Origin of the sequence: Candidatus Alistipes pullistercoris (assembly GCF_027665465.1) — a bacterium.
Classification (GTDB): domain Bacteria; phylum Bacteroidota; class Bacteroidia; order Bacteroidales; family Rikenellaceae; genus Alistipes_A; species Alistipes_A hominis.
Window position 1 is genome coordinate 1 of the sequence record NZ_JAQDED010000013.1, and the last position, 15,670, is coordinate 15,670.

13 protein-coding genes and 3 pseudogenes are annotated in these 15,670 nt (G+C 49.8%); 13 read left to right on the forward strand and 3 right to left on the reverse strand.

Going from position 1 to position 15,670, the window contains the following annotated elements; genetic code table 11:
• Window positions 1-55: 55 nt before the first annotated feature.
• From PGR91_RS12990 to PGR91_RS13025, 8 genes and pseudogenes are all read left to right on the forward strand, one after another.
• Window positions 56-2,221, forward strand: a pseudogene (locus PGR91_RS12990) (ATP-binding protein); the annotation flags it as partial.
• Complete coding sequence (locus PGR91_RS12995; protein ID WP_073342381.1) at window positions 2,214-3,536, forward strand: sigma-54-dependent transcriptional regulator; 1,323 nt, start codon at window positions 2,214-2,216, stop codon at window positions 3,534-3,536. The pseudogene PGR91_RS12990 and the gene PGR91_RS12995, both read left to right, overlap by 8 nt.
• A 281-nt stretch (window positions 3,537-3,817) precedes the next feature.
• On the forward strand, window positions 3,818-4,231 hold the full coding sequence (locus tag PGR91_RS13000) for a dihydrofolate reductase family protein (protein WP_073342384.1): 414 nt from the start codon (window positions 3,818-3,820) through the stop codon (window positions 4,229-4,231).
• A 210-nt stretch (window positions 4,232-4,441) separates the two neighbouring features.
• Entirely contained in the window at window positions 4,442-5,059 is a 618-nt protein-coding gene (locus PGR91_RS13005) for an RteC domain-containing protein (RefSeq protein WP_073342387.1), read from the forward strand.
• Window positions 5,060-5,209: 150 nt separating this feature from the next.
• Window positions 5,210-5,527 (forward strand): annotated as a pseudogene (locus PGR91_RS13010) (helix-turn-helix domain-containing protein); the annotation flags it as partial.
• Window positions 5,528-5,934: 407 nt separating this feature from the next.
• On the forward strand, window positions 5,935-6,735 hold the full coding sequence (gene erm / locus PGR91_RS13015) for a 23S ribosomal RNA methyltransferase Erm (protein WP_073342390.1): 801 nt from the start codon (window positions 5,935-5,937) through the stop codon (window positions 6,733-6,735).
• Between the two features lie 39 nt (window positions 6,736-6,774).
• Window positions 6,775-7,914, forward strand: a pseudogene (locus PGR91_RS13020) (ATP-binding protein); the annotation flags it as partial.
• A 5-nt stretch (window positions 7,915-7,919) separates the two neighbouring features.
• Window positions 7,920-8,372 (forward strand): hypothetical protein, encoded by a 453-nt coding sequence (locus PGR91_RS13025; protein WP_073342393.1) that lies wholly within the window; start codon window positions 7,920-7,922, stop codon window positions 8,370-8,372.
• A 60-nt stretch (window positions 8,373-8,432) separates the two neighbouring features.
• On the opposite strand, the gene mobC is transcribed toward PGR91_RS13025, so the two are convergent.
• The 3 genes from mobC to mobA are packed head-to-tail and all read right to left on the reverse strand — an operon-like array spanning window position 8,433 to window position 12,136.
• Complete coding sequence (mobC, locus tag PGR91_RS13030; protein ID WP_073342395.1) at window positions 8,433-10,442, reverse strand: conjugal transfer protein MobC; 2,010 nt, start codon at window positions 10,440-10,442, stop codon at window positions 8,433-8,435.
• Window positions 10,443-10,475: 33 nt separating this feature from the next.
• Window positions 10,476-11,732, reverse strand: coding sequence for a conjugal transfer protein MobB (gene mobB, locus PGR91_RS13035; RefSeq protein ID WP_073342398.1), 1,257 nt, complete (start codon window positions 11,730-11,732; stop codon window positions 10,476-10,478).
• Window positions 11,711-12,136, reverse strand: a complete 426-nt coding sequence (mobA, locus tag PGR91_RS13040) for a conjugal transfer protein MobA (RefSeq protein ID WP_073342401.1) — start codon at window positions 12,134-12,136, stop codon at window positions 11,711-11,713. The genes mobB and mobA overlap by 22 nt, the downstream gene beginning before the upstream one ends.
• A gap of 421 nt (window positions 12,137-12,557) precedes the next feature.
• Here mobA and PGR91_RS13045 point away from each other — a divergent pair, with 421 nt between their 5' ends.
• From PGR91_RS13045 to PGR91_RS13065, 5 genes are all read left to right on the forward strand, one after another.
• Window positions 12,558-13,607 carry a ParA family protein gene (locus PGR91_RS13045; RefSeq protein ID WP_073342403.1) on the forward strand — a complete coding sequence of 350 codons (1,050 nt, stop codon included), beginning with the start codon at window positions 12,558-12,560 and terminating at the stop codon, window positions 13,605-13,607.
• A gap of 2 nt (window positions 13,608-13,609) precedes the next feature.
• Complete coding sequence (locus PGR91_RS13050; protein ID WP_005944168.1) at window positions 13,610-14,050, forward strand: DUF3408 domain-containing protein; 441 nt, start codon at window positions 13,610-13,612, stop codon at window positions 14,048-14,050.
• 2 nt (window positions 14,051-14,052) lie between these two features.
• Window positions 14,053-14,400: a DUF3408 domain-containing protein gene (locus PGR91_RS13055; RefSeq protein ID WP_005850496.1), complete on the forward strand. Its 348-nt coding sequence runs from the start codon at window positions 14,053-14,055 to the stop codon at window positions 14,398-14,400.
• 21 nt (window positions 14,401-14,421) lie between these two features.
• Window positions 14,422-15,150, forward strand: a complete 729-nt coding sequence (locus PGR91_RS13060) for a conjugal transfer protein TraD (RefSeq protein WP_083589129.1) — start codon at window positions 14,422-14,424, stop codon at window positions 15,148-15,150.
• A 202-nt stretch (window positions 15,151-15,352) separates the two neighbouring features.
• The gene (locus PGR91_RS13065; protein ID WP_009016663.1) at window positions 15,353-15,664 is read left to right on the forward strand and encodes a DUF4134 domain-containing protein; all 312 of its coding nucleotides are present in this window, start codon (window positions 15,353-15,355) and stop codon (window positions 15,662-15,664) included.
• Window positions 15,665-15,670: the final 6 nt, after the last annotated feature.

Sequence of the window (15,670 nt, forward strand, 5' to 3'; positions counted from 1 at the left end):
ATTAGAACGAATTACAGGGACACATATAGAAATTGGCAATGCATGTGTTCCATAGAAGATAAACAATATCAATATTCAAATGATAAAATTCTCTCTATTTGGTGAAACAATACTGGAATGGAACGATAAAGATATCGAACATTACCATGCACAGCGTATGGCAATGGACAGTATGCTCTGCCGTTTCAAAGCTACCTATCCGGCAGAGCGTATAGACAGCGTACGCCATCTTCTCGAAGATAAGGAACGGCAGATGTGCCAAATCGTGCAGATACTTGAACAGCAACAAGCCATCAACGATAAGATAACCCGTCAAGTACCCGTAATCGCGCAGAAAAGTGTGCAAGAACAACCCAAGAAACCTAAACGAAAAGGATTCTTGGGCATCTTCGGCAAAAAGGAAGAAGCGAAACCAACTGTGACTACCACGATGTACCGTTCCTTTAACCGGAATATGAGAACCGAACAACAGGCGCAAAGCCGTCGCTTATCGGTTCATGCCGATAGCCTTGCCGCACGAAATGCGGAACTTAACAGGCAACTGCAAGGACTGGTTGTTCAAATAGACGGGAAAGTACAAACTGACCTACAAAAGCGGGAAGCCGAGATAACAGCCATGCGGGAACGGTCGTTCATTCAGATTGGGGGCTTGACAGGGTTCGTTATACTGCTACTGGTCATATCATATATCATCATACACCGAAATGCCAACCGCATCAAGCGATATAAACAGGAAACCGCAGATTTAATCGAGCGACTGCAACAAATGGCAAAGCGAAACGAGGCACTGATAGCCTCTCGCAAGAAAGCCGTACATACCATTACCCATGAATTACGCACACCGCTGACTACAATAACGGGCTATGCCGGACTGATACCAAAAAACTTCGATACGGATAAAACCGGGATGTATATCCGAAATATTCAGCAATCCTCCGACCGTATGCGTGAAATGCTTAATACTCTTCTGAGTTTCTTCCGGCTGGACAACGGCAAGGAACAGCCTAATTTCTACACGTGTAGGATTTCATCAATAGCGCATACGCTCGAATCAGAGTTTATGCCAATTGCCATAAACAAGGGACTTGCTCTTACTGTGACGAATCACACGGATGCTGTTGTCTTGACCGATAAGGAACGTATTCTACAAATTGGAAATAACCTGCTGTCAAATGCCATCAAGTTCACTGAGAACGGTGGCGTTTCTCTGACAATGGGGTATGATAACGGTTTGCTGAAGCTAATCGTCAAAGATACAGGAACGGGCATGACCGAAGAGGAGCAACAACGTATATTCGGTGCGTTTGAACGTCTGTCAAACGCCGCCACAAAAGACGGCTTCGGACTGGGATTGTCCATCGTGCAGCGTATCGTGGCAATGCTCGGCGGTACAGTACGGCTGGAGAGCGAAAAAGGTAAAGGTAGCCGTTTCACAGTGGAAATACCCATGCAGACAGCTGAGGAACTGCCGGAACAGATAAATAGAACACAGATTCATCATATCCGTACATTCCATAATGTTATTGCCATCGACAATGACGAAGTGCTGCTTCTGATGCTGAAAGAAATGTATGCACAGGAGGGAATACACTGCTATACCTGCACCGATGCTGCGGAGCTGATGGAAATGATACGTCGGAACGAATATAGTCTGCTGCTGACGGATCTGAATATGCCGGATATAAACGGTTTCGAGTTGCTGGAACTGTTGCGCACTTCCAACGTTGGCAATTCAAGGGATATCCCGGTAGTCGTGATAACAGCTTCGGGCAGTTGCGGCAAAGAGGAACTTATAGAACATGGATTCACAGAATGCCTGTTCAAGCCGTTCTCCATATCTGAACTGATGGAGATTTCAAATAAATGTGCCATGAATGCGGCACAAAATGAAAAGCCGGATTTCACATCCCTGCTATCCTACGGCAATGAATCCGTCATGCTGGAGAAACTGATTACGGAAACCGAGAAGGAAATGCAGGCGGTTCGGGAGGCGAAACAACGGAAAGACCTTCAGGAGCTGGACGCCCTTACACACCACCTGCGCAGCTCGTGGGAGATACTCCGTGCCGACCAGCCGTTAAGGGAACTTTATAAACAGCTTCATGGAAGTGCCGCTCCCGACTATGAAGCATTGAACAAAGCCGTGACTGCCGTATTGGATAAGGGTTCGGAGATAATCCAACAGGCAAAAGAAGAAAGGAGAAAATACAACAATGGTTAAAACAAAAATCATCGTGGTGGAAGATAATATCGTGTATTGCGAATTTGTCTGCAACCTGCTGGCACGTGAGAAATTCCGTACAGTGCAGGCTTTCCACCTCTTGACAGCGAAGAAACATCTGCAACAAGCCGCTGACGGTGACATAGTGGTTTCAGACCTTCGCTTACCTGACGGCAACGGTATCGACCTGCTTCGTTGGATGCGCAAGGAAGGCATGACGCAGCCGTTCATCATTATGACCGACTATGCCGAAGTGCATACGGCTGTGGAAAGTATGAAACTCGGCTCGCTGGATTATATACCCAAACAGCTTGTGGAGGACAAACTTGTCCCATTACTCCGCACCATATTGAAAGAACGCAATGTCGGACGGAGCCGTATGCCCGTGTTTGCTCGTGACGGTTCAGCCTTCCGGAAAATCATGCACCGGATAAGGCTGGTAGCACCAACTGACATGAGCGTACTGATATTCGGTGAGAACGGCACGGGCAAGGAGCATATCGCCCACCATCTGCATGACAAAAGCAAGCGTTCTGGCAAACCGTTTGTGCCTGTGGACTGCGGATCGTTAAACAAAGAGCTTGCTCCATCGGCATTTTTCGGACACGTCAAAGGCGCATTCACCGGTGCGGACAGTGCCAAGAAAGGATATTTCCATGAAGCCGAAGGCGGCACGCTGTTTTTGGACGAGGTGGGCAACCTTGCACTGGAAACCCAGCAGATGCTTCTGCGTGCCATACAAGAGCGGCGATACCGTCCCGTTGGTGATAAAACGGATAGAAGTTTCAACGTCCGTATCATCGCAGCCACCAACGAGAATCTGGAAAAGGCGGTCAATGAAAAGCGTTTCCGTCAGGACTTACTGTACCGTCTGCACGACTTCGAGATAACCGTACCGCCATTGCGTGACTGTCAGGAGGACATCATGCCGCTGGCGGAGTTCTTCCGCGAGATTGCCAACAATGAATTGGAGTGCAAGGTTAGCGGATTCAGCTCCGAAGCACGGAAAGCGTTGCTGACCAATTCATGGCCGGGCAACGTGCGCGAGCTTCGGCAGAAAATCATGGGTGCGGTGTTGCAGGCTCAGACGGGACTTGTCACAAAAGAGTATCTGGAGCTTGGGATAACCGAAACAACCTCTGTTACCGGCTTCTCCCTACGCAACGACGAGGAAGATAAAGAGCGGATTATACGCGCTTTGAAGCAGGCTGACGGGAACCGGAAGGTCGCCGCCGAACTGCTTGGAATAGGCAGAACAACACTCTATAACAAGCTGGAAGAATATGGATTGAAGTATAAATTTGAGCAATCATAGCCCGCAATTCGCTGAAAATGGCTATCTTTGCATGACATATTAGAAGGTAACGGCGATTGGCAGAGCCTTTTGCCGCCTATATATAACATAAGACCGCAAGGCGTTTCGAGCGAAAATCTGGTAAATTGACACTACGGAGACGATTGCGTGATGCTTATGCTATGCCTACGCATAGCGTGCATTCACGTACTCTCCGTAAAAGGCTTTACCAGAGCCGTCGCTTGAAAGTAGTGTGATTTGCACGCTACTTTTTTGCCCTTGCCCAACGAAAGGAAACGATAATGGGTAAAGTACAGATTCTTGCCGTCCTCACGATGGACGGTTGTCAAAGCTCCGAGTTATGTTGCAAAGCGTATAAGGAACTGCGCCTTGAAGATTGCGGTATCAATGAGATAAGGGAAAACGCCCTTTATCATATCACACCGGATTATTCCATCTCCATGCTTGACGAATGGCGGAAATCCACAACAGACATCTGCTATCTGGCGGAAGTCACTCCTGAAAAAGCGGACTACATCAACGGGCTGCTGCGTATGCGTGTGGTGGATGAAATCATACTTTACACGATTCCTTTCATTGCCGGAACGGGAAAGCGTTTCTTCCAATCCGCCTTGCCGCAGGAACAATGGACGCTGACCTCACAGAAGGTGTACCGCAACGGAGTGGTCCGCCATATCTATAAAGCGTGCGTTTGATGTCCATAAAATGGACGAATGTTCAGCAAATGAACACTTTAAGCTGAATACAATTCCTTTCAGATAAATAAATCGCGAAATTATCACTCTGAAATCCAGCACCTTGCAGAGAGCGTGCCGGATTTTTTATTTTATGGACACGCTTTTTGCCAATCATATTCATGTGCGCATACCGAAAAACAGAGTGTAAAATTTCAAAATTGACAGGACATGAATTATTTCTTATTGACGGAAACCGAGTTCTTCCGTCGTATAAACGAAGCCGGGGACTGCAATATGGAAACGGCATACACGGCTTTCGCCACGCAAGTGATCGAACTATGCAACGGCAATGTGGACACCAACCGCACCATCATCGCGCTGGCTTACATTGAAATCGAGTTGCAGCACCATCCCGTGCGCAATCTTCCCGAAGAAAAGAGGGAGGTTGCAGCCTACATCAGCAAGGCACTCTCTTTCGTTAGGAAGATGCAGAAGTTCCTTGCCGCTCCCCAAGTGCCACCACTAATCCCCATCCGTACATCCTCCGACAACACAACCGAAAGTCCCGCTCCACCCCTGCAATGGACGGGCAACGCCATCGACCTCGTGGAACTTATCTACGGCATCAACGAGATGGGCTGCATCAACAACGGCAACATGCCGCTTAAACAGCTCGCCCCGCTCCTCTACAAGATTTTCGGGGTCGAATCAAAGGACTGCTACCGCTTCTATATCGACATCAAACGCCGGAAGAACGAAAGCCGCACCTATTTCCTTGACAGGATGCAGGAGAAACTGAACGAGAGGATGCTCCGCGACGAGGAAATGGAACGTTTGAGAAAATAATCCTGTACCAATGATGAATCAGGGGGTGACGTTATGCCACTCTCTGATTTTTTGTAGGTTTTGTACCTGCCGTGCAGATACATTTCGTTATCTATTCGCCCGAAAACCAGCGAAAAGCACTATCTTTGTACCCACATTACAGAATTGTATATGAGCATAGACAACCTCGACATAGTAAAACGGCTGATAGCCGAAAAAGAATGCGGACGGGTGGAGTTCAAGGAAACCACCGGACAGTTGGAGCGCGGCATGGAAACGCTTTGTGCTTTCCTTAACGGAGAAGGCGGCACGGTATTGTTCGGTGTCACCGACAAGGGAAAAATCATCGGACAGGACGTGAGCGACAAAACCAAGCGGGATATAGCGGACGCAGTCTGGCGTATCGAGCCTTTTGCCACAGTTGAAGTTTCTTATACTGAAATACCAGACACCGGCAAAAGCGTCATCGCACTGTCTGCGGAAGAACGGTTTTGCGGTATGAAACGTTTGGGAGAGCGGGCTGTGTTCCTATCAACCGACACCGAAAGTTGATGCGTGGCAGTATGCTCGAATAACCACTTCACCCCAAATGTTTTATGACCGCATGTTATGCACAGGCATTTTTTTTATTATCTTTGCACAAATTTAATAATTAATACTTATGTATTCTGTTTCATTTGCATTCTACTTCAGACCTTAGGCTACTATCTAAGTGATAGACAGTCCATCCATTAATATTATCGAATGGTGTGTTGTTATCTTTTATAGCAATACAGTCATAGGTTATTTATCTATGTTATAAAGATTTGTATCAAAACTTTATTTCTGTGGATTGAATACTGTCTTATCACTTCCTTGTGATTTGAACCCAAGTATTCATTTTCAAGAAATAAGTAATGATAAAAAATAAACTGCCCGTTAGATTCACGGGGCAACATTTTACTATTGATAAAGTGCTGATTGCTGATGCAATTAAAATTGCTAAAATAAATGAAACCGATACTGTTCTCGACATTGGGGCAGGAAAAGGCTTTATAACTGTTCATTTAGTTCGTCAATGTATAAACGTGATTGCAATAGAAAATGATAAATCTCTATTGTGCATTTTAAAAAATAAGTTTGCCAACAATTACAATGTCAAGATTATTGATTGTGATTTTAGGGGTTACACTATACCAAAAAGAAATTTTAAAGTTGTGTCTAACATACCTTTCAGAATAACTTCTGATATTTTAAAATCCTTGATGTTTGATTGTGTTGAGCATTTTATGGGTGGTTCGTTGATAATGCAACTTGAACCTGCCGAAAAGTTATTTTCAGAAAAAGTATTCAACCCATATATTGTATTTTATCATACTTTTTTTGATTTAAAACTTATGTATGAAATATCTCAAGAAAGTTTTTTGCCACCACCAAAAGTCAAGTCAGCACTTTTAAGGATTGAAAGAAGAAAAATGCATATAGGTTATGAATTGAAAGGAAAATATCTGAAATTTATCACTTGCTTGTTACATAAACCCGATTTGCCAGTCAGAACAGTCTTGAAGACACTATTCAGAAAAAATCAAGTCAGAGGAATTAGTGAAAAGTACGGAATAAATCTTAATTGTCAAATTGTAAGTCTGTCTGCAAATCAGTGGAAATGTTGTTTTATGGAAATGTTGGATAAAGTTCCAGAAAAGTATCATCCCACATAATTGTTTGTTGACCCGGGGCGGTTGCATGCTTGTGCATAACAAAGATATATGCGTCCGTTCTCTTACAAAGGACGGGCTTACCAGCGAGTGGAAAGCGCGACATCCACCATGCCGCAGGAGATGTATAACCAATATCTGATACAGCGGGGCGGGAAATACGCTTGGGAAGCAATAACAAATCCTGACCTTAAAATATCTGACCTTGACGAACATGCCGTCATTAGTGCTGTACGCGGGGGAATCAGAAGCGGTCGTTTACCTGAAGCAACCATAAGGGAAGACCTGCCGACCATTCTCGAAAAATTCAGTCTGTTGCATGACGGGAAACTTAACAATGCTTCAGCAGTGCTGCTCGGTCGTGATTTTTATTATTATCCCCAATGCCTGCTCCGTCTGGCGCGTTTCAAAGGCACGACGAAAGACGAGTTTATAGACAATCAACGTGTCACCGGGAATATCTACGCACTGCTGGATGCGGCAATGGCGTTTTTTTTCAAGCATCTCTCCCTTTCCGGAAAGATAGAGGGGCTATACCGTGAGGAGGAACTGGAAATACCTTACAAGGCTTTGAGGGAGTGCTGCACAAACGCCTTGTGCCACCGCTCGTACCACCGTCCCGGAAGCTCGGTTGGGATAGCCATCTATGACGACCGTGTGGAAATAGAGAACAGCGGAACATTTCCACCTGACATGACAATGGAAAAGCTGTTAAGCGGTCATAATTCAGAACCGCAAAACCTGATCATAGCGAATGTATTGTATAAAAGCGAGGTCTTGGAAAGCTGGGGAAGGGGCATCGGGCTTATTATAAGCGAGTGCCAGCGTGTAGGCATTCCTGATCCGGAATTCCATACGGACGGAAACAGCGTATGGGTTATTTTCCGCTATGTCCGGAAAGCTGTGGGGTACAACCCGACAGTCACCCCACAGTCGCCCGACAGTTACCCCGCAACCACCCCACAAGTGGGAAAAGTGTTGTCCGCAATCGAGAAACAGACGCTCTCGACAAAAGAGATTATGGGTATAATCGGATTGAAAGACAAAAGCAATTTCTTGGAACTCTACCTATATCCTGCAATAAGGCTGGATTTGGTGGAGCCGATTTACCCGGAAAAGCCTAAACACCCACGACAGAAATACCGCCTTACAGAGAAAGGCTTGGAATTGTTGAAACAGTAATAGGCATGGCGAAAAAGAAGAAGAAACAGCAGGGACACTATTGCCGTATCTGCGGTGACTACAAGGCGAACGAGAAGTTCAGCGGCAAAGGTCACGCACAACATATCTGCAAGAGTTGCATGTCCGCCATGCGCAGCGGCAAGAATCCGGAGGATATTCTGCCGGAGCCGTTACCCGTGAGCCGTGAAACGACACGCTTCAAGAAACTGGACAAAGAGGGAAAAGCCGTGTTAAAGGCGTTTATCACTGAATCCGTAACCGAATACTGGCAGGAAAACAGGCAGATACCGTTTGCGGAAAGTTTCTCCGAACTTAAAAAATATATCATCGGAACTTATGATGAGGAATGCGGCATACTCCTGAAAGATGACGCAGAACTGAAGACCTACTTTCAGACGCATACGATAACGACCATAAACAAATTGCTGAAAGAGGAAAATCCGGAAAACTTCAGGTAAAGATAACGGGCGGAACAAGGTATCAAACTTGTCCCGCCCGTTTTCGTTGCCGCCTGCCGGCTATTTCTGCTGCAACAGATGTTTCAGATTTTCGTCATTAGCGATGCGTTCCAACTCCTCCTGAACAATCTGTTTCACCTCCTCCTTGATACGCCTGTAATTCGCCTGCACTGTTTCCTTCATACAGTCGTTGCCGTCCTCATCCGTGAAGTCGGTAATGACAGGTATCGGCTTGTAGGCTTTCTCCTCGCGCTTGACCTTCTCGGCATCCACGACAATCTCACAGTGGAAAATCTTCTGCTCTATACGCTCGTTGAAATTGTCTGATACCGAACCGACAAACATGCCCTGCGTAAGCCCGGAAATCTTGCTCGGCGGGATAAGCGCGTCCATCTGCGTGTTGATGGAGGTGGAAACATCCTGCCGGTTGATGGAAATGGACTGCCGTTTCTGCAACACCTTTCCGAACCGTTCGGATAGCGTCTTGGCGGTTTCGCCCACCACCTGACCGGAGAAGATATTGCCGACTGTATTCATCACGACTTTGGCTTCTTTATCGCCATAGTCGCGCACCAACTGGCTGAAATCCTGAAAACCCAGACACACGGCAACCTTGTTGCTTCGCGCGGTGGCGATAAGGTTGTCCAACCCCTTGAAGTATATCGTCGGAAGCTCGTCGATGATGACCGACGACTTCAACATCCCTTTCTTGTTGATGAGCTTCACGATACGGGAATTATACAGACCGAGAGCCGCCCCGTAAATGTTCTGACGGTCCGGATTGTTGCCCACACAGAGGATTTTCGGCTCTTCGGGATTGTTGATGTCCAGCGTGAACTCGCTGTCCGACATCACCCAATAGAGCTGCGGGGAAATCATCCTCGACAGCGGAATTTTCGCCGATGCAATCTGCCCCATCAACTGCTCGGCAGCCCCTCCGAGCCATGCATCCATAAAAGGAGAAAGATAGTTCTCCAGTTCCGGGTAAGAGGTCAGTATCGGAAAAATATCCTCGTAACGGCGGTTCAGGAACTCGATGGCATGGGGGAACGTGCAATACTTGCCGTTCTGAAAAATTTTGAGATACCAGATGATAGCCGCGAAAAGGATGATGGGCGATTCCACAAAAAAGTCGCCCTGTTTCTGCACCCAACTCTTGTTTAAGTTGAGCATGATGGTGTACGCGCTCTCGTAAGCGTCCGTAATATCCTCCATGAAATCCGGGTGAATGGGGTTGCAACGGTGGCTGCGTCGCGGGTCGTCGAAGTTTATCACGTAGAACTTCGGCTTCACCTTGTATCCCTCCGGGTGGTTGAGCAGATGATTATAGGCTATCGTGGACAAGTCACTGAATTTGAAATCATAGACATACATCGAGAAGCCCTTCTCAATCTGTTGTTTGATGAAACTGTTTACCACCGCGTATGACTTTCCGCTGCCCGGCGTACCCAAAACGATGGAGGCACGGAACGGATTCACGACATTGATCCAGCCGTTGTTCCAACGTTTCCTGTAATAAAAGCGTGTGGGCAGGTTTACCGAATACTCGCTTTCGATAAGCCGTGTTTCCTGCATGAAGCTCTCGTTCTCGTTGTTGAACACGTCATCCATGAGGTTGTGTTTCAACAGGCGGCTCATCCACAGACCGCCCATCAGCAGGCATACATAGCCTGTGCCTACGGTCAGCGCGTAAAGCCCCGTCACCGCTTCAACCGGCAGCGGCAATGCCAGTATCCACCAGTTGAGGAAGAACAGCACGAACCCTGTGGCAAGTGCCGTCCAGATCCTTCCCCAAGTGATTTTCTCTCCCTTGACACCCTTCGTCCCCAGACAGGACAGGGCAAGGAGGAGGACGGCGAACAGTTTCGTGTAGAGGATGGAACGGAACAGCCCCGCCGTGTGGTTGAAATTCATCAGGATTCTGTCCACCACGCCGATGTCCACGCTCCAGAGCCGTATGGCTTCATAGCAGAACCAGTACACGTTCATGACCACTAAAATAATACTCACGGCACGCAGAAAATCCATGATTTTCGCCAATGCCCTCAAATCGTCTTCTTGTTGTGACATAGATTGAAAAATTTTGATTGTTGATACTTCCGGTTACATTCCCAAGCCCTTGCCCTTGCGCTTCTTCTTTTTCCTCTTGCGCAGCATCGCCCGGATAAAGGCTTCCTCCTCGGCATCCACAGCCGGACCTTCGGGAGTGAGCAGACCGATACCGCCCGCCGTGTACTCGTGGTCGGATGCGGTCTGTCCGCGCATATCCTCTCCTGTTTCCACCGGAACGGAAAGCGGAATAGGCGGCTGTCCGGCGTAAGGCAGCGTGAAGTGTTCCTGCAAGGCGTTGGCGGAAAGTTCCTTGCCCATGCGCGAGCCGTTCAGCACGCAGCCCGTGCGGTGGTCGATGAACGTGGCTCCGTAGATGCGTCCTTCCTCCGTGTAGCGCAGCACGGTGTCGATACCCTTCTCCTTGAGCCGCGAAACGAACTTCTCCTTGTCATACGTGCCTTCAAGCACGGAAAGGACGATGCGTTTCGTCATGTCAGCGAGTTTCCGGTCCTTAATCTCCTGCTTGGAACGGGCAAATTTCTTCTGCACGGCATCATAGCCTGCGGACTTCCCAAAAAGCGAGGATTTGAACGGGTTGCCCGTCTTGTTTCCGGCATCATCGGTGACGGAATAGACCAGCCCGTGATACTCCCGTCCGCGCACGTTGCCCTGCGCTTCCTCCACCGTCATATTATATAAGGAAAGGAGGGCGCGGTATTCGCCCATCGTCTGGAAACGGTACTGTCCGTTCAACGCTTTGAGGGTATTCCCGACCTGCCTTTTCACGTCGCCCGCCGAAGCGTCCACCTTGCGCAGCGGATTTTCCAGCCGTAGGTTCTTACGCTCCGCCGGGTGCAGCCCGTACTTCCGTTCCAGTTCCCTGCGGATGCGGTCACTGCGGCGGAAAAGGAAATCCTGATTGAGCCGCCTGCCTTTCTCGTCCACATTGATTGTCACGATGTGCAGGTGGTGGCGGTCTATGTCCTCGTGCTTGACAACAAGGTACGGCTGGTTCCCGTAGCCGAGTTTCTCCAGATACTCGCGTGCGATGTCCTGCAATTCCGTATCGGTCAGCACGTCGTCGGGATGCGGGTTGAGCGAGATATGGAGTACCGGTTTCTCCACCCTCGTATGCTCCGGCATACAGGCGAGAAAGCCCTCCATCGCCTTGCGTATGTCCACCGTCCCCGTGCCGTCATTGTAGATGCGGTTGGTGGTGAGCAGCCGCCCTTTCGCCTCGTTGATCTTTTCCCCGTTGTAGGCAAGCGCGCCGTACAGCGACTTTCCTACACTGATTTTTGCGACCATTTCGCCTCCATTTCTCTCGACAATTCCACAATCTGACGGCTCAGTTTCACGAGTTCGACGGTCTGCTGCTCCAGCTTGTAGAGCAACGCCATCGCCTTTTTCTCGGAAAAATGCAGCCTGAGTTCCTTCACGACTTGGTTGTAGTTCGTGCCTACCGCGCGGAACTGCACATGGAAATCGGACAGTCTGGTGTAATAATCCACCAGCGTCCTGTCCACTTTCAGCACCCTGAACGGCTGCCCGAAGAAGTGCGCCTTGATGAAAACCGACTTGGCGTAAACGCCCGACTTCTCGAACATGGCGAGGAAACGGTTGTGTTCCTCCTCGTTGAAACGGACGGTGTAACGGAACACCGCCGGATCAAGTTTGGGATTTCTCCCGGTCTTGTTTCTTTTCTCTTTCATATAAACTTTGGATTTAGCGGATGGACGGCATAAGCCGCCGCTTGGGGTACAGACACCGCAGGTTTGAAAGGCTTCCCGACTTCGGAGAGGAAGCCCGCCCCCTGCAAGGGCAAGTGCTTTTCGTGGCTGCTCAAAACGTTTTGAGCGGCTGAAAAGACATCTTGCTATGTTCAGGCGAACATAAAAATCCGTCGGGGACGGATTGGGGGAATGCCTTTCAAACTCCGGGCTGCGCCACCTGCGGCGAACCCTGCCGTTCGGGTGCAAAGTTACGCCCTTAAAACGGTATCGGACAGAGGCTTGAACCGGACAATCAGTGCCAACCGGCGCAACATGCCGCCACTTGCCGGGAAAGTGGTACGGATTCAAAAATATCCTTGTTTATTTGCAGCATGATTCAAGAAACGAACGATTTGAAGATATGAAAAATGAGGCTTTCAAATACCCGGCAAACCGCTTCGGCGGCTATTTGCCTGACCGGATACCCGAACCTTCGGATGCCCGGTTTCCCAATGACGCAGTGATTCACGGATTCAATGACTTCATGACGCAATGTCGTCATTCACCAGTTATCCGAATCCCTGCCTCACCGTTGAAGCGGATACGTGACGAACCGGACAGGCGGAGATTCGCGGACGCGGATATACATGTCACCGATTCCGTATCGGAGCAGGAAAACAATTCATCAACCATTAAAACCAACAGAACCATGAGTAATGAAACATTCGTTGCATTCGCAACACAGAAAGGGGGCATCGGCAAATCCACCGTCACGGCACTTGCCGCCAACTACCTCCACAACGTGAAAGGACACAATGTCGCCGTCATAGACTGCGACGCCCCGCAGCACAGCATACACGGGTTGCGTGAACGTGAAACGGGACTTATCGGCGGGAGCCTCTATTTCAAGGCACTCGCGTGTGACCACTTCCGCAAGACAAGGAAGAACGCCTACCCGGTCATTGCAAGCGACGCCCTTAACGCCCTCGATGATGCCGAAAGGATGCTTGCCGCAGAAGAGGTGAAACCCGACATCGTGTTCTTCGACATGCCGGGAACACTGAAAAGCAACGGCGTGGTCAAGACCCTCTCGCAGATGGACTACATCTTCGCGCCCATGAGTGCCGACCGTTTTGTCGTGGAAAGCACCCTGCAATTCGCCGTGATGTTCCGTGACAACCTCATGACGACGGGACAGGCGAAAACAAAAGGGCTGTACCTGTTCTGGACGATGGTGGACGGCAGGGAGAAGAACGGGCTTTACGACCTGTATGAGGATGTGATAGCCGAGATGGGGCTGCCGGTGCTGTCCACCCGCCTGCCCGACAGCAAGAAGTTCCGGCGCGACCTCTCGGAAGAGCGCAAGAGCGTGTTCCGCTCGACCATCTTCCCGATGGATGCGTCCCTGCTGAAAGGGAGCGGCATCCGTGAGTTCTCGGAAGAGATAAGCCGTATCATCAGACCTCAATAATCATGGGCAGCAGGAAAGTGAACACCGAAGGCATTGACGAGGAACTGTTGATAGCCTCCATCGGCAGACGCAGGCAGGACGGGACCCTGTACCACGCACAGGAGCCACCCGCGCCTGCTCCCGAAGAAGAAAGCGTCCCTGAAACGGAACCGCCGCCCGTGCAATATACGGCAAAGGAAAAACCGCAGAGGGACACCGTCCGCCGCAAACGGCAGGAGGACGACTATTCCGGGCTGTTCCTCCGCCGCAACGAGATAAAGACACGCCAGTGCGTCTATATCAGCCGCGACGTCCACAGCAAGATTCTCAAAATCGTGAACGACATCGCCGGGCGTGAAATCTCGGTAGGCGGCTACGTGGATACCGTGCTGCGCCAACATCTGGAACAGCACAAGGAGAAAATAAACGAACTGTACAAGAAACAACGTGAAGACTTGATTTGAATATGGAAAAGAACCAGAAAAACAGAAGTCCGCAGCATGACGGCGGCGGTATGCTTGCCCAAGTGCAGGCGAGTGTGGAAATCCTGTCCCCCGTGCCGTTAGGCGGCAAATGCGGAGAGAAGGACTATGAACGGCTGTTCATCCGTGAAGCCGAAGTGAAGGCACGCGAGGGAAAGATGGCGTATGTGCGCCCGGAGTACCACGACCGCATCATGCGCATCACCCGTGTGATCGGGCATGACCGGCTGTCGCTGTCCGCCTACATCGACCATGTGCTTACGCACCACTTCAACCAGTGCGAGGAGGCGATAAAAAGCCTTTACGCCCGGAATTACGACGCAGTATTTTAACCCTCAAAAAAGAGAACGTGCATGAGTGAAACAATAAGCATGACTGATATTCTGCTGACCGTATCGGTCGGCTGCAACCTGTGGTTCCTGTTCCTGCTCCTTTATGACAGGATCATGGAAACCAGACTTGTCCGCTTCCTCAGAAGCATAGCCGGACTGTGGCGGTCGTTGGGCGGCACGGCGGCAAAGCCCGAAGCGGTAAGGGAAACACCGCCCGCAGACACCCCGGACATCATCGGCAAGAGCCGTTTCAGGATGGCATCGACCCGGACAACCGCTGCCATACCGACGCAAGAAGCCGCCACTTCGGAAAAAGGCATTGAGCTGACGGAGGAAGAGGCTACTTTTGACGACGGAAACACGGAAACCGTGTCCCGTCCCGCCCAAATCCCGGAGGATAAACTCGACGAAACCTTCACGAGCCTCACGCCTTCGGATCTGGAGTTCGGGGAGGACGAGCCGGAGGAAGAAACGCCCGACGCGCCGAGGGCATCCGGAAGCAGCTTCGACGAGATAGACGATGCGGTCAGAACCGCCAAGAACCCGGAAGCGACAACGACGGAACGGGAGCGGGCGGCAAAGGTCTTCACCGATATGGAAGGGACGGAGCTGTACGAGAAGCTGATGACCGGCTCGTCTGAAATGAGCATCCGCATCAAGGGGCTTATCGAAATACGGCTGAAGAAACCGAAAAAGGATTTTGTCGTCCCGGACAATATCGAGGACTTCGACATCCGCAACTATGTATAACGATTAAAAAAGAATGAAAATGAAAACGTAAGACGGCATCACCCACGCGCACGGCGGTACAAGGTACAGCTGGTCCGCAACGGACACACCCAAGTCCGTAGAAACAAACGGGCAGCCCACTAAACCAAAGAAAAGTAACCGAGTATCAACCGCCCGACAAAGGACCATCCACCCTTTTGACGGCACAAAACAAGAACAGTTTATGAACAAGAACAACAGACAGAAACTTATCCTCTCTGCGGCACTTCTGGTTGCCGCAACCGCCTCCGCCTTCGCGCAGGGAAACGGCATCGCGGGCATCAACGAAGCCACCTCTATGGTGAGTTCGTATTTCGACCCCGGCACGAAACTCATCTACGCCATCGGCGCGGTAGTCGGGCTTATCGGGGGCGTGAAAGTGTACGGTAAATTCTCGTCCGGCGACCCCGACACCTCCAAGACTGCCGCCTCGTGGTTCGGAGCGTGCATCTTCCTGATTGTCGCCGCCACCATCCTGCGCTCATTCTTCCTTTAATAAACG